The 19,450-nt window shown below is 45.2% G+C and carries 22 protein-coding genes and 2 pseudogenes; 14 read left to right on the forward strand and 10 right to left on the reverse strand.

The window, feature by feature from the left end; genetic code table 11:
* Positions 1 to 544, reverse strand: a pseudogene (locus tag JGK16_RS23040) (photosystem II D2 protein (photosystem q(a) protein)); the annotation flags it as partial.
* A gap of 411 nt (positions 545 to 955) precedes the next feature.
* On the opposite strand from JGK16_RS23040, the gene JGK16_RS23045 reads away from it, so the two are divergent.
* The gene (locus JGK16_RS23045; RefSeq protein ID WP_293157255.1) at positions 956 to 1,228 is read left to right on the forward strand and encodes a hypothetical protein; all 273 of its coding nucleotides are present in this window, start codon (positions 956 to 958) and stop codon (positions 1,226 to 1,228) included.
* Positions 1,225 to 1,923: an ABC transporter ATP-binding protein gene (locus JGK16_RS23050; protein ID WP_293157252.1), complete on the forward strand. Its 699-nt coding sequence runs from the start codon at positions 1,225 to 1,227 to the stop codon at positions 1,921 to 1,923. Before JGK16_RS23045 ends, JGK16_RS23050 begins: the two co-directional genes overlap by 4 nt.
* A gap of 175 nt (positions 1,924 to 2,098) precedes the next feature.
* On the opposite strand, the gene JGK16_RS23055 is transcribed toward JGK16_RS23050, so the two are convergent.
* Positions 2,099 to 2,884 carry a DUF4058 family protein gene (locus JGK16_RS23055; RefSeq protein WP_293186091.1) on the reverse strand — a complete coding sequence of 262 codons (786 nt, stop codon included), beginning with the start codon at positions 2,882 to 2,884 and terminating at the stop codon, positions 2,099 to 2,101.
* Between the two features lie 72 nt (positions 2,885 to 2,956).
* Here JGK16_RS23055 and JGK16_RS23060 point away from each other — a divergent pair, with 72 nt between their 5' ends.
* From JGK16_RS23060 to JGK16_RS23070, 3 genes are all read left to right on the forward strand, one after another.
* Entirely contained in the window at positions 2,957 to 3,154 is a 198-nt protein-coding gene (locus tag JGK16_RS23060) for a helix-turn-helix transcriptional regulator (RefSeq protein WP_293192738.1), read from the forward strand.
* Between the two features lie 566 nt (positions 3,155 to 3,720).
* Positions 3,721 to 5,328 carry a glycosyltransferase family 39 protein gene (locus tag JGK16_RS23065; protein ID WP_293186084.1) on the forward strand — a complete coding sequence of 536 codons (1,608 nt, stop codon included), beginning with the start codon at positions 3,721 to 3,723 and terminating at the stop codon, positions 5,326 to 5,328.
* 6 nt (positions 5,329 to 5,334) lie between these two features.
* On the forward strand, positions 5,335 to 5,460 hold the full coding sequence (locus tag JGK16_RS23070) for a hypothetical protein (RefSeq protein WP_293186083.1): 126 nt from the start codon (positions 5,335 to 5,337) through the stop codon (positions 5,458 to 5,460).
* 124 nt (positions 5,461 to 5,584) lie between these two features.
* On the opposite strand, the gene JGK16_RS23075 is transcribed toward JGK16_RS23070, so the two are convergent.
* Positions 5,585 to 5,827 carry a hypothetical protein gene (locus JGK16_RS23075; protein WP_293186082.1) on the reverse strand — a complete coding sequence of 81 codons (243 nt, stop codon included), beginning with the start codon at positions 5,825 to 5,827 and terminating at the stop codon, positions 5,585 to 5,587.
* A 129-nt stretch (positions 5,828 to 5,956) separates the two neighbouring features.
* Between JGK16_RS23075 and JGK16_RS23080 the strand changes: the two genes are divergently transcribed.
* The 3 genes and pseudogenes from JGK16_RS23080 to JGK16_RS23090 all read left to right on the forward strand — a co-directional run.
* The gene (locus JGK16_RS23080) at positions 5,957 to 6,169 is read left to right on the forward strand and encodes a helix-turn-helix transcriptional regulator (RefSeq protein ID WP_293186081.1); all 213 of its coding nucleotides are present in this window, start codon (positions 5,957 to 5,959) and stop codon (positions 6,167 to 6,169) included.
* 20 nt (positions 6,170 to 6,189) lie between these two features.
* Entirely contained in the window at positions 6,190 to 6,402 is a 213-nt protein-coding gene (locus tag JGK16_RS23085; protein WP_293186079.1) for a helix-turn-helix transcriptional regulator, read from the forward strand.
* Between the two features lie 20 nt (positions 6,403 to 6,422).
* Positions 6,423 to 6,512: pseudogene (locus JGK16_RS23090) on the forward strand (XRE family transcriptional regulator); the annotation flags it as partial.
* Positions 6,513 to 6,551: 39 nt separating this feature from the next.
* Here the strand turns inward: JGK16_RS23090 and JGK16_RS23095 are convergent.
* The 6 genes from JGK16_RS23095 to JGK16_RS23120 all read right to left on the reverse strand — a co-directional run bounded on the left by JGK16_RS23095 (position 6,552) and on the right by JGK16_RS23120 (position 10,358).
* The gene (locus JGK16_RS23095; RefSeq protein ID WP_293186077.1) at positions 6,552 to 6,944 is read right to left on the reverse strand and encodes a type II toxin-antitoxin system death-on-curing family toxin; all 393 of its coding nucleotides are present in this window, start codon (positions 6,942 to 6,944) and stop codon (positions 6,552 to 6,554) included.
* Positions 6,941 to 7,165 carry an AbrB/MazE/SpoVT family DNA-binding domain-containing protein gene (locus tag JGK16_RS23100; protein WP_293186075.1) on the reverse strand — a complete coding sequence of 75 codons (225 nt, stop codon included), beginning with the start codon at positions 7,163 to 7,165 and terminating at the stop codon, positions 6,941 to 6,943. Before JGK16_RS23100 ends, JGK16_RS23095 begins: the two co-directional genes overlap by 4 nt.
* 150 nt (positions 7,166 to 7,315) lie before the next feature.
* Positions 7,316 to 7,837 (reverse strand): hypothetical protein, encoded by a 522-nt coding sequence (locus tag JGK16_RS23105; RefSeq protein ID WP_293186073.1) that lies wholly within the window; start codon positions 7,835 to 7,837, stop codon positions 7,316 to 7,318.
* A gap of 335 nt (positions 7,838 to 8,172) precedes the next feature.
* Positions 8,173 to 8,409 carry a hypothetical protein gene (locus tag JGK16_RS23110; RefSeq protein WP_293186071.1) on the reverse strand — a complete coding sequence of 79 codons (237 nt, stop codon included), beginning with the start codon at positions 8,407 to 8,409 and terminating at the stop codon, positions 8,173 to 8,175.
* The gene (locus tag JGK16_RS23115; protein WP_293186069.1) at positions 8,406 to 8,693 is read right to left on the reverse strand and encodes a type II toxin-antitoxin system HigB family toxin; all 288 of its coding nucleotides are present in this window, start codon (positions 8,691 to 8,693) and stop codon (positions 8,406 to 8,408) included. The genes JGK16_RS23110 and JGK16_RS23115 overlap by 4 nt, the downstream gene beginning before the upstream one ends.
* A 156-nt stretch (positions 8,694 to 8,849) precedes the next feature.
* Positions 8,850 to 10,358 (reverse strand): UbiD family decarboxylase, encoded by a 1,509-nt coding sequence (locus JGK16_RS23120; RefSeq protein WP_293186068.1) that lies wholly within the window; start codon positions 10,356 to 10,358, stop codon positions 8,850 to 8,852.
* 552 nt (positions 10,359 to 10,910) lie between these two features.
* Between JGK16_RS23120 and pstS the strand changes: the two genes are divergently transcribed.
* The 4 genes from pstS to pstB all read left to right on the forward strand — a co-directional run bounded on the left by pstS (position 10,911) and on the right by pstB (position 15,181).
* Complete coding sequence (gene pstS, locus JGK16_RS23125) at positions 10,911 to 11,939, forward strand: phosphate ABC transporter substrate-binding protein PstS (protein ID WP_293192735.1); 1,029 nt, start codon at positions 10,911 to 10,913, stop codon at positions 11,937 to 11,939.
* Between the two features lie 138 nt (positions 11,940 to 12,077).
* Positions 12,078 to 13,079: a phosphate ABC transporter permease subunit PstC gene (gene pstC / locus JGK16_RS23130; RefSeq protein ID WP_293192732.1), complete on the forward strand. Its 1,002-nt coding sequence runs from the start codon at positions 12,078 to 12,080 to the stop codon at positions 13,077 to 13,079.
* A 2-nt stretch (positions 13,080 to 13,081) separates the two neighbouring features.
* Positions 13,082 to 14,062, forward strand: a complete 981-nt coding sequence (gene pstA / locus JGK16_RS23135; RefSeq protein ID WP_293186063.1) for a phosphate ABC transporter permease PstA — start codon at positions 13,082 to 13,084, stop codon at positions 14,060 to 14,062.
* 267 nt (positions 14,063 to 14,329) lie between these two features.
* Positions 14,330 to 15,181: a phosphate ABC transporter ATP-binding protein PstB gene (gene pstB / locus JGK16_RS23140; protein ID WP_293186062.1), complete on the forward strand. Its 852-nt coding sequence runs from the start codon at positions 14,330 to 14,332 to the stop codon at positions 15,179 to 15,181.
* A 444-nt stretch (positions 15,182 to 15,625) separates the two neighbouring features.
* Here pstB and JGK16_RS23145 read toward each other — a convergent pair whose 3' ends face one another.
* The gene (locus JGK16_RS23145; protein WP_293186060.1) at positions 15,626 to 16,372 is read right to left on the reverse strand and encodes a glycosyltransferase family 25 protein; all 747 of its coding nucleotides are present in this window, start codon (positions 16,370 to 16,372) and stop codon (positions 15,626 to 15,628) included.
* A 353-nt stretch (positions 16,373 to 16,725) separates the two neighbouring features.
* On the opposite strand from JGK16_RS23145, the gene JGK16_RS23150 reads away from it, so the two are divergent.
* Both JGK16_RS23150 and JGK16_RS23155 read left to right on the forward strand, forming a co-directional pair.
* On the forward strand, positions 16,726 to 17,997 hold the full coding sequence (locus tag JGK16_RS23150) for an APC family permease (protein WP_293192730.1): 1,272 nt from the start codon (positions 16,726 to 16,728) through the stop codon (positions 17,995 to 17,997).
* A 42-nt stretch (positions 17,998 to 18,039) separates the two neighbouring features.
* A complete protein-coding gene (locus tag JGK16_RS23155) occupies positions 18,040 to 19,449 on the forward strand; it encodes an NYN domain-containing protein (RefSeq protein WP_293184847.1) in 1,410 nt (469 codons plus the stop codon).
* The last annotated feature ends 1 nt before the right edge of the window (position 19,450 follow it).

Genomic DNA, 19,450 nt, shown 5'->3' on the forward strand with positions numbered 1-19,450 from the left:
GGAAGCGGAAAATTGCTGCGACGCCGAAACTGGGGGCGAAGAACCAGCCTGATTGACCCAAGGGGTAGAGCAGGAACACCGACACAAACACGGCGATCGGGCCTGTGAATGCGAGGGCGTTGTAGGGACGGATGCCGACTAAACGGGCGATTTCGATCTGACGCAGGCAGAAGCCGATCAGTGCGAAGGCGCCGTGGAGGGCGACAAATGCCCACAGGCCACCGAGTTGGAACCAGCGGGTGAAGTCCCACTGTGCTTCGGGGCCCCACAGGAACAGCAGGGAGTGTCCGAGGCTGTTGGCTGGGGTGGAGACTGCTACGGTGAGGAAGTTGGCTCCTTCGAGGTAGGAACTTGCCAAACCGTGGGTGTACCAAGAGGTAACGAAGGTGGTGCCGGTTAACCAGCCACCGATTGCCATGTAAGCGCAGGGGAATAGCAGGATGCCAGACCAGCCTACGAAGACGAAACGATCGCGCTTGAGCCAGTCGTCGAGTACATCAAAGATGCCTCTTTCGTTCTCGGCGCGTCCGACTGCGATTGTCATTACGCTAATCTCCAAATAGATATAATTACGACGGATTTGTCTCTAGTCATTATTGCCCAAATGTTGATCTGCTTAACAGAAAATGGGTTGAATTATGAACAGAGTTTACTTTTCTTTACCGTATTTAAGATTATAGGGGTAATTCTTTACAATGGCAAGCATTTCTTCAAGAAGTTCGGGATCTTGACTGGTTCGGGAAGTCCTCTAAGTTCTCGAATAAACCCGGAATCCTTGCCGGCACGGGGACAGCGCCCTTACAGCAAGCGATGTTTTTTACCGCAATACTTTGTTACAGCCCGTCGGAAAAGTAAAAAACCGGGTTTTTTGAGTCTTGATGCGTAAGTCCTGTCCTAAGTCCTGTCCTATATATATACTGAGGGTAGAGTTCCAAACTTAGGTTTTTAAGACTATATGTTCAGCATTGACATGATTGTGAAGAACACGCCCGTCTCGCTGTCGGTGCAGCGGAAATCGGTGGAGGACGCTGAGGCTGTTTACCAGCAGGTTTTAGAGGCAATGCGTAACTCCCAACCGCAAATTTTGGAACTTACTTGTGAGAAAAATACTGAGAAAAAGGTAGCTGTTCTCAGCAGCGAGATTTCTGGGGTGGTGATTTCTCAGAAATCGGGAAGTGCTTCTACGGGAAGAGCACCGGGTTTTGTTTCGATGACTTTGGCAGAATGAGGGCTGGGGGTGTGGGCGCCGATATGGGCCAGTCAGCGGTTGCTGTGCGGGATTTGGGTTTTTGCTGGCCGTCGGGCGATCGAGTTTTGCAAGGTTGCTCTCTGGATGTACCCAAGGGTGAGTTTTGGATGCTTTTGGGTACTAACGGTAGCGGCAAATCTACGCTGCTGAGGCTGATGGCTGGGCTGCTGCACCCCCAATCGGGCGAAATTGATCTGGGCGGGCGCGTGGGTTTTGTGTTCCAAAATCCCGATCACCAGTTGGTAATGCCGACGGTGGGTGCGGATGTGGCTTTTGGTTTGGTTGAGGAAAGGCTTTCTAATCTTCAGGTGCGCCAGAGGGTGGCTGAGGCTTTGGAGGCGGTGAATTTGCTGGATTTACAACGGCGGCCGATTTATGCTTTGAGTGGGGGCCAGAAGCAGCGGATTGCTTTGGCTGGGGCGATCGCCCGTCATTGCGAAATTTTGCTGTTGGATGAACCTACGGCTTTGTTAGATCCTGATTCTCAGTTGGATTTGGTGGCGGCGGTGCAGCGGTTGGTGAAAAATCGCGGGATTACGGCTTTGTGGGTGACTCACCGTTTGGATGAGTTGAATTATTGTGATGGGGCTTTTTTGTTGGAAAAAGGCCAGGTTGTCGATCGGGGAGATCCGGCGCGTTTGAAGCAGCGGTTGATGCAAAGCCAAGATGTTTAGCGATCGAGCAATTTTAGAATATGGTGTCATTAGAATATGGTGTCATTGTTCTTGAAAATATGTTGTCATTGCGAGCGTCTTAGCGAAGCAATCTTTGGGCTCTGCGATTGCTTCGCTAAGAGCTCGCAATGACATTCAAGGACTCGCAATGATATTCAAGGACTCGCAATGACATTCATCGCAATCCTCGATCGCGCAACCAAGCGTCAGCCCAAATTGTATCAGCCTCTGACAGCGCTGGTATGACTTCCCAGTTACGATAATCTATCTTGAGATCGTAACTTGCTACGTCGTAAATTTCAGTGAATAACTCCTGTAAATTGATTACAGGTTCCGTATCACCCGATCGCAGTGGCAAAGGAAAAGCTGGCATCGGGTTCTGCACGTTAAAAGCGTACAAATCTGCTCTGGGGCGGCGATTTCCCCGACACACCAAAACGCTATAGTGACTTTCAATGTCATTACCAATAACTGGCATTTTTTCACCGCGCCGCAATAAATCTATTTCAATTAAATGAGTGCGGCTACCTAAAATCTCTTCTCGCTTTTTTTCGTACATTTGTCGTCCTTTTCCTGTGCGTTTATTGCTAGGCGAGAGAATTTCAATGAGGGTGATTAATTCTTGGTTTCCCCTTTCTCTAATTTCTAAATAGCCTTCCCGAACCTGGTATGGCATGGGAATATTCACTGTTAATGGTTGTGTTGGTGGATCTGCAACGGCTACGTTTGATGTTATTAATTCGGTTGTGGTTCTTGGCTGAATTACGTTTACATCAGGAATGCCAATTGATAAATTGTCGTCAGCGGTTTCATACATTCTCACTTCTACAGACACTAAATACTTAGGACGTAGTTGTGGAGATAACAATCTGGCAATTTCAATAATTAGCCAGTGGTGTAGGGCAGGCCAGAGTTCTGGATGCTCTAAATACGGATCCATACCGGGAAAGGGAGATGGCATTGATTTGACTCCTTGACTTAAGTCTATTTATAGTTTAGCAAGACTTTTTTGGAACAATTAGGGCGATCGCACATTTTGCATTTATTGCCACAGTCCGCCTGGGGTTTGAATCTGACAGAAGTCTCCAAAAGAACAGGTATTCCCTATACCACGATCGTCACCTATGCCAATTCTCCAGGTATGGCAATTGTAGACTATACAGCCTTGGATAAGATGGCTCGGGTGTTCGATATTGCGATCGAGGATTTGGTTGAGATATTAGAACAGTAAACTAATTTTTAGGTGGCAACCTGGAATTAATTCCGTTGCAAGTTATATAATTTGCTCAAGATAACTGTTCAATCTCCGATTCTTCAACTAAATTGATATTGTTTTATTCAGAATCAACACATTTTCCCTCTTCCCTCTGGGTGCATCTCAATGCAAGCGAATATATCCGTAGGGGCGAAGCATGACCGCAGAAAATAGGAGATGATAACTAATAACTTATATGCGGTCATGCTTCTTCAGGCTTCAAAAACCAGATGCACCCTTCCCTCTCTTTAACCAAAACTTTTTCGGTTAACTATTTAATTTTTAATTTTTCTCTATCTCATTCAGCTTTTGGGCGACTAGCTTCCTGACTTATGTAAATATTTTCTGCAATTGGCATAGCATCTCTAGTCCATAGAGGTTGCATGATTTTTTATTGCAGACTAGGATAATGCAATAATGCGCGAATAGCTTCCAGTAGCACTTACGCACCATAGCCAGGTGTAAGTCAACGACAGCGGATTGCCCCTTATTTCACCCTATATGTAGGGGCTGTGCCTAAGTCCTGTTCAAGGAGATATTTAATGAATCGTAATAATTGGCGACTACCTGTAACTGGGCTGCGGTTTTTACTTTTTGTGCTGTTGGTGATGGGCATATTTTTTAGAGTTGTCAATATCGATCGCAAATTCTACTGGTTTGATGAAACTTACACTTCCTTGCGAGTGTCTGGCTACTCAGGGAAATCTGTTCAGGAGCAAGTATTCAATGGGCCAGCAGTCACTAGCCAAGATTTACTGAAATATCAGAGCATTAATAATAAAAATAACGAAATCGATACTATTAAGGGTTTAGCAGCAGAAGAAGGTCAACTGCCACCACTCTATTTTCTGATAGCGCGATTTTGGGCTAAATTGTTTGGAACTAGCGTTACAGCCATGAGAAGCTTGCCTGCTGTGATTAGTTTACTACAGTTTCCCTGCGCTTATTGGCTCTGCCTGGAATTGTTTGAGTCTCCCATGGTGGGATGGGTAGCAATGGCATTGATATCGGTTTCGCCCATCCACGTGCTGTACGCTCAGGAAGCACGACCCTATTCTTTGTTGACTGTGTTAACTTTGCTATCCAGTGCGGTTTTGCTGCGGGCTATGCGACTTAAAACTAACCTGCAATGGGGAATTTATACAGCAATTACAGTAGTCAGCATTTACACTCATCTTTATGGTTTACTTGTTTTGATAGCACATGGAATCTATCTACTTATAATTGAAAAAGTGAGATTGAGTAAAACCACTTTTTCTTATGCTATCGCCTTTGCAGTCACGCTAATCGCAGGTTTAATCTGGTATTTGACCATCATTTATTGCCGACCTCTGCACGCTAATCCAAGCCTGCTGCAACCAGAACCTAAAATAGCGTTGACATCTTTAATGGCAAGGTGGATCGGGAATAGTAGCAGGATTTTTTTTGATATAAATATTGATGCGATGAGCTCATTCAAAAAGATGCTCCCTGCGATTCCTGTGATTTTATTTTTATTACTTTTAGTGGCATATTCGATTTATTTTGTCTGCCGCCACACTTCCCAACCGATTTACGCTTTCATCTTGGCTTTGATTATTTTTACATCCGTGCCTCTGATGATGGGAGATTTAATTTTAGGTGGACGGCGGCTCTCAGGCTACGCTCGATATCTAATTCCTACTTATCTAGGTTTGCAGTTGGCTGTGGCTTATTTGCTGACAACGAAAATTACTTCTTCTACTGTTAATACCTGGCGGCAGAAGTTTTGGCAGTTGGTTGCAATAGGAGTGTTTTCGGCTGGAGTCCTGTCTTGCACCCTGAGTTCTCAAGCAGAAGTTTGGTGGAATAAAGGTCTGGATCAAGGCAAATTCACTATTCCTATAGCCCGCATCGTAAATCAAGCCAATTCTCCGCTGTTGATTACTGATACTCCGATCGGTGAACTCATTCCTTTGAGCCGTCGGCTCGATCCGAAAGTGAAAATTCTGTGGGGAGATCAATTTAAGCTTGCTGGGCGTCCTAAAAGTTACAGCAATTTGTTTGCATTTCTTCCCAGTGAGAAACTTCAAGAGAGGCTTGAAAAAGAATACAAATACAAGTTAAAGCCTGTTTTTCTTAATTCAGAGGTGACTTACGATACGCGGCTTTGGGAACTTATTGATAAGTGAGTGGCTATGGCGCGTCTAAGTGCAGTAATCTCAAATGCTGACTTTTTTCCTGGGAATTCTCAGGGTATGGCAACTGTAGATTATACAGCTTTGGACAAGATGGCTCGTGGGTTTGAATTTGCGACAATTTAGTTGAGATTTTGGAACAGTAAACGGATTTGTCGATCGCACATTTTGCACTTATTCCAACAGTCCGTCGGGGGTTTAAACCCCCGCCGGAATCTGGCAACAAATGCAAGATATCAGTTCGATCGCATTAAACTTCGATCGGCAATTGCATCGGAATTGGCACGCTGTTTTCATCTAACACAGACACCGCATTCACGAAAACAATTGTATGCGGGACTGCGGGCATTAAGCGGCGCAGTGCGTTTAGGTAAGATTCGGCATCGCGGCGACGGGCGAAGCGGGCGACTGTTAACCGCTGACACTTGGGGAGGTGGCGAATTAGATGCCAAGGTTGAAGTCGATCGCGATATGTCGGTTGTTTTGGTATCATAGGAGTATCCTTCCCACTTTTGTGGGTGGTGAATGAAAGGCGATCGCTCTTGATTTATCAGGTCTGAGGGCGATCGCTATTGACTGTATATTCATACAATTACGACTACTCGTAATTGTCAAGGGCCAAATGGGACGAATTAGACTGCGAGTTCGAGAACTTGCTCAAGAAAGGGGTTGGACTCTCAGGGAAGTCTCCAACAGAACAGGCATTCCATATACTACGATCGCCACCTATGCCAGTTCTCCGGGTATGGCAACTGTAGACTACACGGCATTGGACAAATTAGTCCGTGTATTTGAGATTCCGATCGAGGATTTAGTAGAAATTTTGGAATATTAAACTGATTTGTTAGCGGGAAAATGGGGTTAATTCGGTTGCGGGTTCGAGAACTAGCCCAAGAGAAGGGTTGGACGCTTAAAGAGGTTTCTGAGCGATCGGGCATTCCTTACAGTACCGTTAGAAGTTATGCCCATTCTCCCAAGTTGGCAACTGTCGATTATACGGCTTTGAACAAATTGGCCCGTGCGTTCGATATTGCGATCGAAGATTTGGTTGAGATTTTGGAGGAATAAACTGATTTGTCAGCGGGAATATGGGACGAATTAGGCTGCGAGTTCGGGAATTTGCTCAAGAAAAGGGTTGGAATCTGACAGAAGTCTCCAAAAGAACAGGTATTCCCTATAAAAACCCGCTATGGGAAGACCGTAACTTGCAATATAATTCAATCAACAGACTGAACAGAATTTTCTTCCAACCACTTCGCTAACGTATCCTGGGTTTCCCCATCAGATGCTAAGCGTTCCATTATACCCACAACTTCCATCTCAGGAACCTCAAGAGAATATCCATTTACTTCCAGGAAAGTTGCCATCACAGCAAACGCTGTTCTTTTATTTCCGTCAATAAAGGGGTGATTCTTTGTCAAGCCATAGCCATAGGCTGCTGCTAAATCAAACAAAGTCGGTTCACCATAGCCAAATAGATGCCTCGGTCTGGCTAAACTACCTGAGAGAAGATTGTCGTCTCTAATTCCCGGACTACCCCCATGCTGAGCAATTTGATCTGCATGAATGATTGTTGCTATTTCTTCTCCCATCCAAAATGGTTCGCTCATTTAGCAAGTTCCCGCAGCGCATTTTTATACTTTTCGCTGACTTTCCTATAAGCTTTCATTGCTTTATCGATTTGAGGATTGCAGGTAGTGAGTTGAATTCCATCAGGAGTTTCTGTGAGGAAAAGATTATCTCCCTCACCGATTTTGAGTTGTTGCAATACTTCTTCAGGCAGAGTTATGACTAAAGACTCTCCAACTTTTTGAATTTTGACCGCGTACATAGCATTACCTAAAAAGATTACTTACCTAATATAAACCTATTCGATCGCCCTCATTCCCAGAAACCGGGTTTTTTCCAGCATATTCGCCGCAGTGCAAAGACTCAGAAAAAACCCGGTTTCTCTGCCGCAACGCGTAAGTGTCGATCGCACTTAATTCCGCAAATCCTCAAAATCTCCAAAATCCTCAATTCCGGCACGAATTGCCAAAAGTGCGTGAAGCGTAGCTATCCCGCAGGGAATCGACCCTGCCAATCTTGATGAAAACCCGCTAGTTGATGCTAAAAATTGGGCGATCGCACTTATCAGAGCCTCAATTTCTTTTTCTAAGTTTTCCTGCAACTTCTGTTCCACTTCTAATTCAATTTGCGATCGAAGTTTAGCCTCAATTTCCCGTTCTAATGTTTGGCGTAATCGATATTCCTGTGCTTTTTCCCGTTGTTGTTGTTTTTCGCGATCGATTTCAACTCTTTGCTTAATTGCTTCCTCAGCGATGCGAATATTTTCTTCAATGGGTAAACCTTCAGGAGTAGTCATCGGCCCGTACCATGTCGCTTTTGAATCTGGGGGATTGCGACGACCAAAAAATATCCGAATCGCTTCATCATCATCCCGATGCGATAGGACATAAGCTTTTAATTCGGATCTGCTCATTTCATCAAAGTTCGGTTTCATCCAAAAACCTCCAAAATCCATTACTAGATACGATTACTTGCAGCTCATCACTTACGAAAATATATACTTCTCTGGTTCGAGCATTAAAACGGAATAGTTGAATATCTCGGTAGTAGCTAGAGAACATCTGGCAGACGCGCAGACAGGCTTGGGCTTGTTCGTCAGTAGGATTAATCGATCGTTCCTCAATTGTGACACAAACTTTAGAATATAATATAACTTACGCATAGGAACCCAGAAACCGGGTTTTTACGAGACTAATTCGCGACAGTGCAAAGACTCGGTAAAAACCCGGTTTCTTTGTCGGAGTGCATAAGTCCATGTGAAATAGTAGGTTACGCAACCTCTTCTAACTCAGGAATATGTTCAGCTTCATAGTTTTCAATTAAGACACTAATAACGTCCATCATCGAAGCAAGGGGATGGCTTTCATCCTCGCCGATTCGATCGATTAGACTATCTAGAAGCTCGACTAAATGCTCGTATTCTTCTTCCGTGCAAGGGACAAAAACCGTTTTAGCAATAGATGACCAAGCAGCAATTGTTCGATCGATATCAAGATTTTGCATCATTCTTTCCACCTCTCTTCATCATATTCTGCATGAGTTAATACAGCCCGAATGTAGACTTTGTTCCGATTGTAATGAATAGCAGCAATGAGTCGAACTTTATTTCCTCCTAGGTTGAATACAGTTAATTTCCCTACTCGATCGGCAGACGGAAATAGTTCGCGGAGTTCAACGAAGGTCGCAAATTCATTTTGTTTGACAAGTTTGTACCACTGAACCAAGGCATTTTGTGTATCTGGATGAAGTTTAGCAAACTCATTAAGCCGTTTGCGGGTAATTACGTGCATATTAATTTGCTCATGCCTCCTCCTCTTTAATTCTTGGCGTTTTACTCAGCATGACATATACGCTTTGTGTAATTCCAGTTTATCAAATTCCAGAAAAAAAGGGAGAAATTCTCACTCTCCCCTTCTCCCCGCGCCGGATACGGCATTGCCGTTTCCCTACTTCATCTCATATCCAAACAAATTCGGATCGACTTCACCCAAATTCAAATCAGCCAAACCATACTCAGCCCAACGCCGCTGAACCATCGCCGCCATATCCGGATCGGATTCCAAAGGTTTACCCCATTCGTGCTCGGTTTCTGGCGGCATCTTCGTAGTAGCATCAATCCCCATTCTGCCTCCCAAACCAAGTTTTTCACTAGCAAAATCTAACGTGTCAAAAGGCGTATTCGGCAAGATAAATACATCTCGAACTGGATCGACTTTAGAACTAATTGCCCAGACTACTTGACGCGGGTCGCGAATGTTGATACTTTTATCGACAACAATCACAAACTTGGTGTAAGTAAACTGCGGCAATGCACTCCAAAATGCTAAAGCAGCTCTTCGCGCTTGACCGGGATAAGCTTTATCGATCGAGATAATTGCAGCTTTATAACTCAGCGCTTCCATTGGTAGGAAGAAATCGACAATTTCCGATACTTGTTGCCGCAAAATAGGAGTGTAAATGCGATTCAGCGCGATCGCCATCATAGCCTCTTCTTTCGGTGGCCGCCCGCTAAATGTCGTTAAATAAATCGGATCTTTGCGGTGTGTCATGCAATTGAATCGCACCAGCGGCGAATCTTCCACACCGCCGTAATAACCCATGTGATCGCCAAAAGGCCCGTCGGGTAACACTTCCCCCGGTGTAATCGTTCCTTCTAACACGATTTCCGAGTCTGCGGGTACTTCCAAATCTACTGTTTTGCACTTCGCTAAACTTACGCCGGAACCGCCGTAAAGTCCGGCAAATAACCATTCGGATAAATCTACAGGAATTGGGGTTGCTGCGGCTAGGATGATCAGTGGGTCAACTCCCAGGGCGATCGCAACTTCCAACTTTTTACCAGCTTGTGCAGCTTTCCGCAAGTGCCGCGCGCCGCCCCGCACCGATAACCAGTGTACAGTCATCGTGTTTTTTGACTGCAACTGCAACCGGTAAACGCCCACATTCGGCGTACCCGTTTCGCAATCCTTGGTAATTACCAAACCGAGGGTGATAATTTTGCCCGCATCTCCCGGATAGGGGCGAATCATCGGGATTTTGTTCAAATCGACGCCTTCTCCCTCAAATACCACTTGCTGACAAGCTGGGAAGAAGTCGCGGCCTGGTTTGGCTTTCACTACGTCGAACAGCACTTTGCCAAATTCGATCGCTTGGGAAATCTTTTTCGGCGGTTTGGGCTGTTGTAGCATACCTAATTTTTTGCCGAGTTCTTCAAGTTCGATCGGCTTTTCCATGTTCATCGCCCAGCAAACCCGTTCTTCCGTGCCCAACAGGTTAATGGCGACGGGGAATTCTGCCCCTTTGACGTTCTCAAACAGCAATCCGGGGCCGCCTTTGACTAGCATTTGATTGGAAATTTCGGCAATTTCTAGGTCGGAATCGACTAAAGCGCTGATCCGGCGCAGTTGTCCTCTGTCTTCTAGCAGTTTGAGGAAGCCTCGCAAGTCTCTAGCCATTTTTTTAAGATTTGTTAACGTTATCTATTTATTATGATGGCCGTCGGGCTGTTTGGGATCGAGTCGCAAATGCGCGGAAAGTACGCACGGTGTCCCCAAACGGTAGTTATCCCGTGAGGAATTGTCCAAAGGTATGTAGTTGCGCTTCAGCGCTCTTTGATATAGAAAAGAGCGCTGAAGCGCAACTACATACCTAAAAATTAACCCGTATTAGAATGCCAGTTGCATCCAGGATGGTCGAAATTTCAAATTTTGTGACATTGAACTGCGATCGACACCTAAAGTTAAGAAAATAATAAGGACGATCGAAGAGCGATCCTCTTCCATGGCTTCGCTAACGCTACTTCCTAATCTTTTTAATCTAATGTTAACCAGAGATTAAGGAAAGATTATTGTTATTGCTCTCATTTTTGAATCATAAAAAGCTTAACCTAACTTTAATCATAATTTAAAACAAGCTTATTATAGTAGCTGTTTTTACTGGGAAATTCAGTCTATCCTAGGTCATAGATTTGCAAAGTCTGCTATCTAATTATTTAAGGACGAGGAGTTATGGTTTTCTTCACTAAAGGCTGGCGACGTGGCTTTATCGTTACCCTAGCAGTAGCAACATTTTCCCTAAGTTTGATTACTTCCGCTGTAGCTGCGGTAACATTAAACGGTTCGGGAGCAACTTTCCCTAAACCTTTGTACGATCGCTACTTCTCTCAGATGAGAAGCGCAAATCAAATTACTGTAAACTACGAAGGTACAGGATCCGGCGCTGGTATCAAAGCATTAATTGCAGGTACTGTGGATTTCGCAGGCAGCGACGCGCTGATGACTTCTGCACAAATCTCTCAGGTAAGCCGTGGCGTCATGGCAATTCCGACAGCCGGCGGCGCGGTTGCAGTTGTCTATAACTTGCCCGGAGTTAACAATGTCAGGCTGAGTGCCGATGCCATGAAAGGCATCTTTGAAGGCAAAATTACCCGCTGGAATGATGCGAAAATCGCAGGGATTTCTGGACAAGCTAAAAATTTGCCAAATACTGCCATTCGAGTAGTTGTGCGGGCAGACAGCAGCGGTACTAGCTTTATTTTTAGCAACCACTTGCAGGCTATTGGCAGCAGCATCAAGGGTGCCGCTCAACCGAGTTGGCCCGGTGGCCCCCTCAGCGGCCAAGGAAACCCCGGCGTAGCAGGTTTGGTGAAACAAACACCCGGTGCAATTGGCTACGTTCAAGATACTTTTGCTCGACAAAACAAGCTGCAAACAGCGTTTATTCAAAATAAAGCTGGCAGATTTGTAGACGCTAACTTGGCAGAAGCCGAAAAAGCTTTAGCAGGGGAAACATACCCGGCAGACTTCCGCTTGGTTGAAGGAAATCCTAATGATGGATATCCGATTGTTGGCTTGACTTGGTTGTTAATCTACAAACAGTATCCTGCTGCGAAAGCAGATGCTATTAAAAAGATGGTTAATTGGGTGATGACTACAGGTCAAGGTTTGAACAAACAATTAGAGTTTACCTCGATTCCGCAAGCTACAGCTCAAAAGGTGATTCAAGCAGTGAATCAGAGTGTGGTTGCTAAAGGTTAATTAAAATATTTTCAGGGAGTTATGAGTTTTGAGTTAATTGTATGGCTCAAAACTCATACATTGCATTTATTAAGGTGCAGGCACTATGCTATCTATTTCATTAATCAAAGATTTCGCTGTTTACGCCATAACTTGGGTATGACCAATTATTCAAAGAAATCGAAAAAATCAACTCGGAAGTCTGCTGGAATCACCACCCACGTAGACTTGACTGATACGAAGGGTGAAGGTTTGTGGCTGGAGTCGGGATTTACAGGATTTGTATGGGCTTTTGCTATAGCCACGGCGGGTACGCTGTTTTGGATGAGCGAGATAATTTTTAAGGATGCTTGGCCGGCTATTAGCAAATTTGGACTGGAGTTTTTGTGGAATCCCAAATGGGATATCGGTGAGTTGCAGTTTGGGGCTCTGCCGTTTATTTACGGTACGGTAGTTAGTTCTGCGATCGCCATTATCATAGCAATTCCTCTAGGACTTGCAGTCGCGATCGTTACCAGCGAGAACTTTTTGCCTGCTTGGGTGCGATCGCCCTTAGGATTCATGGTTGAATTAATCTCAGCCATTCCCAGCGTCATCGTTGGCCTGTGGGGCATCTTCGTCTTAATTCCCTTCCTGCTGCCTTTACAGCAGTCGCTGTTCAACAATTTTAGCTGGTTTCCCCTATTCAGCAGCGAACCTTTTGGGCCGGGAATGCTGCCCGCCGGCATACTTTTATCGATTATGATTTTGCCGACAGTCGCCGCCATCAGCCGCGATGTCTTGATGGCAGTTCCCGTAGATTTGCGAAGTGCTTCAATGTCACTGGGCGCTACCCGCTGGGAAACCATATTTAAGCTGTTATTACCAGCAGCAAGTTCGGGAATTATCGGAGCGACTATCTTAGCATTGGGACGCGCATTGGGCGAAACCATGGCAGTCACAATGGTAATCGGCAACTCGATTCAAATCAACCAATCTATATTAGCTCCCGGCTACTCAATCCCCGCTGTTTTAGCAAGTCAATTTCGGGAAGCTCAAGAAGAACTGCACATCGGCTCTTTAATGTATTTAGCCCTAATTCTATTTGTGATTACCCTATTGGTGAACGCAGTCGCAGTATTGCTGGTGCAGCTAATCGGCGTTAAGGGAGCTAAGAATTAACCATGACTCAAACACAAAAGTCCCACAATATTCTAGATGTAGAAATCAACAATTCGCTGTCGCTGAGCCGAAATTTGTTCAGCCGGGGAATGACAGTTATAGCATTCTCTCTCACAGGTCTGGCTCTGCTGCCTTTGTTCGCTATTTTGTACAAAATCTTGGGCGAGGGACTGACACATTTGAGTTGGGAAGTGCTAGTGTCTCTACCCGCACCCGTCGGAGTTGAAGACCAGCCCAACGGCTTTGCCAATGCGATTCTCGGCACAGCATTAATGGTAGGAATTGCCACATTATTGAGCGTGCCAATCGGCGTAATGACCGGAATATTTCTGTCAGAGTTTGGCAGAGACAATAAAGCTATAGCAAATACTATCCGCTTTATCACCGTCATTCTAAGTAGCGTTCCCTCAATTGTTGTCGGCGTGTTTGCTTACGCTTTAATTGTTGTGACAACTAAGTCATTCTCAGGATTGGCCGGCGGTTTCGCGCTGGGGATTATCATGCTGCCGGTTGTAGCGCTGACAACAGAACAAGCATTAAAATTAGTGCCTGCTTCTTACCGCCTCGCTTCTGCTGGTTTGGGAGGCGGACGCTTTCAAACAATGTTTCGGATTATTATTCCCTCAGCACTTCCAACTATTACCACAGGCATTTTACTCGCAGCTTCCCGCGCCGCCGGCGAAACTGCACCGCTAATCGTAACTGCCTTGTCCAGCCAATTTTGGCCTCCTTTAGTTGAGAAATTGGGCGAGATAGTTCAGTCTCCCGTCGGCGCAGAAACCATGGCAAAAATCCAAGAAATTCCCGAGACACTGCTAACTCCGACTCCTTCTATGTCTGTATTAATATACAGTTACGCCAGCTCTCCTTACAAGGAGCAGAACGAATTGGCGTGGACTGCTGCTTCTGTCCTTTTGGGTATGGTTTTGCTCACCAGCTTAGCTTCTCGTGCCGTCACTCGCAAACGCTTGCAAAATCGGTAAATTGCTTGAGAAGGAAGTTCGGCAACCGTATGGGATGTAATGTATTTAACGGATTAATGTTAGACAAGATTGCATTCATTCTCTTTCCTCTCTTCAAAATATCTGCGTTTATCTCTGTTTATCTGCCTTAAATCTGCGGTTTATGTATCAATATATCCGTGATTTACGAAACAAGTGCATAGATAGAACACCTAACTAAATAAAGCCATCAGGCCATATTCTGCATCTACTAAAAATCTACTGCTCACACTAGAAAAACTCCAAATAATGAAATCCAAAAGTAACTTAAAAGCTGAAAAATATAGCGACCAATTCCTCGAAGATACGACTCCTGAAATCGACCCCAATGCTATGCCAGCATTGCGGGTTCAGGACTTGAGCTTTTACTACGGCACTCACAAAGTTCTCGAAAATCTATCGATGAATATCCCTCACCCGCAAGTGACGGCGATTATCGGCCCTTCAGGTTGTGGCAAATCAACTTTTCTGAAAGCTCTCAACCGCATCGGCGAATTGGAGGGAAAAGTTCAAATCAAAGGCAGGGTTGAGTTTTTTGGACAGGATATTTACAGTCCTAAGGTAAATATTAATAGTTTGCGCCGCCAAATTGGCATGGTGTTTCAAAGACCGAATCCTTTTCCGCTGAGCATTTACGATAACATTGCTTACGGAGTCCGCATTTTTGGTCGAAAAAGCAAAGCAGAGTTAGACGAAATTGTGGAATCTGCCCTGAAAAGTGCGGCGCTTTGGGATGAGGTGAAAGATAATTTGAAGAAGTCGGCTCAGGGAATTTCGGGCGGACAGCAACAGCGACTTTGTATTGCTCGCGCTTTGGCTGTTAAACCGAAAATTTTACTGATGGATGAGCCTTGTTCTGCTCTCGATCCGATTTCTACTATGAAGATTGAGGAGTTGTTTCAAACTCTGCGGGAACAGTTAACTGTGGTGATTGTAACGCACAATATGCAGCAGGCGGCTCGGGTTTCTGATTATACGGCTTTCTTTAATACTGATGAAAGTCGCATCGGCCGCTTGGTGGAATTTGGGCCGACAAGCCGGATTTTCACTTCTGCCAGTAATTCTAGTACGAGGGATTACATTCAAGGTCGCTTCGGTTGATACTTAAATTGGAGCATCTCTGTTTTGGATGGGAGCATCTCATTTTTGTAAAAAGCATTTTTTATTATAGTGCTGTCCCCGCTCGCGTAGTGTAAAATACGCGAGCGGGGACAGCACTATAATAAATGCAAAACTGAGATGCTTCCGTTTTGCATTTTATAGTGCGAGTTCGCAATTTTTCGCTTGCTTTTATTATCTGGCAAGCATTTGCGAACTCACACTAAAAGAAAAAATACTTTTTGCAAAAGTGAGATGCAGTATACCCCTATTCTGGAAGCACTCCCGAAAAACAACAGGTTTCTCGGTACTTGTGCGGATATTCAACTAGCTGTAAATAGCTACAATTGATGTTATTGAAGCTCTCACTTCTCCTCGCTACTCCAAGACAACAGTAACCAATGGCCAGCTTGGTCGAGCAATTTAATTAGATTTTCAAACCTCCATTTACTTGTTGGACAACCAAACCTTAGCGCCACGGGCGGCATTTGCCACATCGCGGACTAAGGGTACGTAGTCATACCAGGCACTCGCATTGATGTCGCTGCGAGAACTGCGTTGCCAGCCTAAATTTGGTTCTGCAATCAGCGTCGTGATATCTGGGTTTTGGGCACGGAAGGTCGAATAGGCGCCGTCTACGTGCATGGGCCCGCCATCGGGATGTCCGCTGGGACGCTGTTGCACTTGTTCTAGAAAAGCTATCAGCCGATCGAGAATTTGTCCGTTTACACCATAGAAATGGGTGGTTTGAATCGCCCGAGTGTATGGTTTTAACAGCACTGCTGCTTCGGACGATCGCCCATTCGGATCTACCTTGGGTAAATTACTATCCGTCAAATAATGCCCCAAGTAGACCATCCCCCAATCCTGCCCTTGCAGTTGTTCGATTAACGCCGATTGCTGAGCGATTAGGGTTGGAGAAATTGCTAAATCATCTTCCATGACCAAAACGTTGGACAAGTTTTGCTGTCTGGCGTGTTTCAAAATGCTCAAGTGGCTCAGGAAGCAGCCCCACGCTCCGATACTAGGGAATTCACCCGCCGTCTCTGGACGACTCGCTGGGAAAATCTCAACACTATTAGTTGCCAAGGAAATCCCCACATTGGCAAGTTCCTTGGTAATGTCACGGCGGCGATCCTGGCGCTCTGGCAAATTCACCACGTAAGTCCGTTCAAAAAAATCCGTCAGTTTCATAAATTATGATTCTGTTAACCGTTACTATGATGTCGGACATCTTTACATATCCTAAACGCTAAGTACAAAATATCTTGTTCACCACAAGCGATCAACGGTGATTTCCTACATGATTCCCAAGTAAAATCACCACGACAATGCTGGAATGATGAGCTATTTTATACCAAGAATTAGGACGTTTAAAAGTTTTGCAGCCACCCAAATTGTTCGCAAGGCTTACAGATAACTATTAAGTTTGGTAACGAGCTATCCAGAAAGAAACTCGGTTTCCGAACCCCGCAGGAAAGTCCTGAACAATAAGCATGATGGTGTCTCCAGGCACATATTTGTATTAAACTAACCCTAGTGTAATTATGTCTCCCTCTCTGTTAAAGCGAGAATTAGGTGTTTTCGGTGCAACTCTCATGGGCCTCGGCTCGATTGTGGGCACGGGAGTATTTGTGAGTATCGGGATAGCTACGGAAATTGCGGGGCCGGGAGTGATTTGGGCTGTGACTGTTGCTGCTTTAGTTGCTGTTTGCAATGGTCTTAACAGCGCTCAGTTGGCGGCGAATCATCCTGTTAGCGGCGGTACTTATGAATATGGTTACAAATATCTCAATCCTTGGCTGGGTTTTACTGCCGGCTGGATGTTTCTTGTAGCTAAAACGGCTTCGGCTGCTACTGCTGCTTTGGGTTTTGCGGGGTATTTTTTAAGTGCACTTGGTGTAGCCGATCGCACTTATCTCATCCTAACGGCATTAATTGCCCTGGCCGCCCTAACTTTAATTGTCTTGACCGGCATCAGGCGATCGAATATCGCGAATACTGCCATAGTCTCAGTTACACTTTTATCTCTGACTGTCTTTATTGCTGCGGGTTTGCCAGAGGTCAGGTGGGAAATGCCGACGCTACAGAACGATAGCGCGATCGGCTCCATCCTCCACGCCACGGCCCTGATGTTTGTCGCCTACACCGGTTACGGTCGCATCGCCACCATGGGCGAGGAAGTGCGGGAACCGAGCAAAACCATTCCCAAAGCCATAATTTTCAGTTTAGTGCTGACAATGGTGCTTTACGTGGCGGTAGCGGTAGTTGTTGCAGGTGCGGGGGGAGCCGATAAATTGTCCCTGCAAGCAGCAACCACTGCTGCACCCTTGGAAGTCATCGCCCGCAGTTTTCCAATTCCCGGAGTTTCCCAACTGCTAGCCGTCGGCGCCATTACTGCCATGCTAGGAGTCTTGTTGAACTTAATTTTAGGCTTGTCGCGCGTGTGGCTGGCGATGGGGCGACGGTTGGATATGCCGAGAGTCCTGGCGCGTCTCAATCCTGCGGGGACAACTCCCTATGTGGCTGTCGTGGTTGTCGAAATTACGATCGCACTTTTAATCCTCATCGGCGATGTCAAAACCACTTGGTCGTTCAGTGCCTTTAGCGTTTTGATCTACTACGCTATCACCAACGCAGCCGCGCTACAACTGTCCCCCGCCGAAAGGCTTTACCCGCAATGGTTGGCTTGGGTGGGCTTGGCTTCATGTCTGTTTCTAGCTTTCTGGGTGGAGAGGCAAATTTGGTTGACAGGCTTGGGTTTAATTATCGCCGGTTTAATTTGGCGGGCGATCGTCCGGCTCCTAGCGAGAAACTAACACTATGATAGATTGAGACACCATCCCGCATTGTAGAGGGCCATGCCCGATCGAACTCCCTTGCTGGCGACTCAAGAATCAGTCGCAGTCAGCGCCATCAGTCGTTATATCGCTCAAACACTAATATCCATCCAGGAAAAGCATCCCGAATGGATAGCTGAAAAATACAGGAAAACCCCCTGGGCCAAACCTGCTTTTCAGTCAGTTTTGATTGGAAAATTAACAAAAAATTTTAAAGTAGCCAGCGATACAGATTTGCTGCTGCTGACGGCAAAAAAATATCTCCAAATTCTGCTGGTTCCCGAATTCATCAATTCACCTCAATTCAGCAAATTATTTGCCAAAATTCAGCAGCTAGCCGTACCCCAAACACCACCAGCCCAATCACAAAACTCAGTTTCAGCAAAACCTCCAACTCCCACCGCCCACCAAACAAATTCGCTTCCTGTCGGCATTGCTATCTTGCTGCTAGATGTCGAAAACTTGCAACTCAACATCGAAACCGAAAAATTCCTCGAAGGAATTTCTCACTATCCCATCCAAATCAAAGTAGCCTTTGCCAACTGGCGCAGCATGGGCAAAAAAGATGCCGAATTTCACCAGCGCGGCTATCAACTGATTCACGTTCCCCCCGGCAAAGACAGCGCCGACTTGAAAATGGCAACAGTAGGCGCCTCAATTTTCGTACATTATCCCACAGCCAAGGAGATTTTTGTCTGTTCGTCCGATCGCGCCCTCACCCACCTCAGCAACACACTGCAAGCCCACGGACTAACCGTCTTTCAAGTCCGCAAGCAAATAGATAAAATCATAATTTTAAACAGCAAAACCGGACAAATGGAAACCTATTCCCTCGTAACAGTACCGGAAATTACACCTGTAGAACAATTAGTTATTCAGCTAAAAGAATTAATTAAAAAAGAGCAACAACGTACCTCATCTCAGTGGATAAAAATTTCTACACTTTCAGCTTTGTATCGGGAAAATTACGGCTTAGTCCTCAATCAAGTTGTTGCCAATCATTCCTTAGGTACTAAAACTAGGGATATATTTCTCAAATATCCCACAGATTTCGTTCTCCACAAACCCTCAGAAGCATCTCAAACTTATGTCACTCTTTTTGAAGTTAAATTATCGCCCCCACCCCCAATACTCAACAAAGAAAATCTCAATCACAACCAAGCAGCATCAGCAAGTTTGACAGATATCAATTCCTTAGAAGATTTGGAAAAAGCTCTGGTCAAAATAGTTGGCGACTTAACCGACAACTCTCCTCACAATTCTGTATTTCTCTCAAATGTTGGCAGCGAATTTCACAAACAATACGGCAAACAAATCACCCAAATAATTAAAGAGTTTAATCTCGGTAGAAAGTTTCCTAAATTTTTACAATCCTGCACTTCTCTCGAATTAAAAAAAACCGAAAAAGGTTGGCAAGTTTCCCTAAATTAAT

Origin of the sequence: Microcoleus sp. PH2017_09_SFU_O_A, assembly GCF_020738625.1 — a bacterium.
Lineage (GTDB): Bacteria > Cyanobacteriota > Cyanobacteriia > Cyanobacteriales > Microcoleaceae > Microcoleus.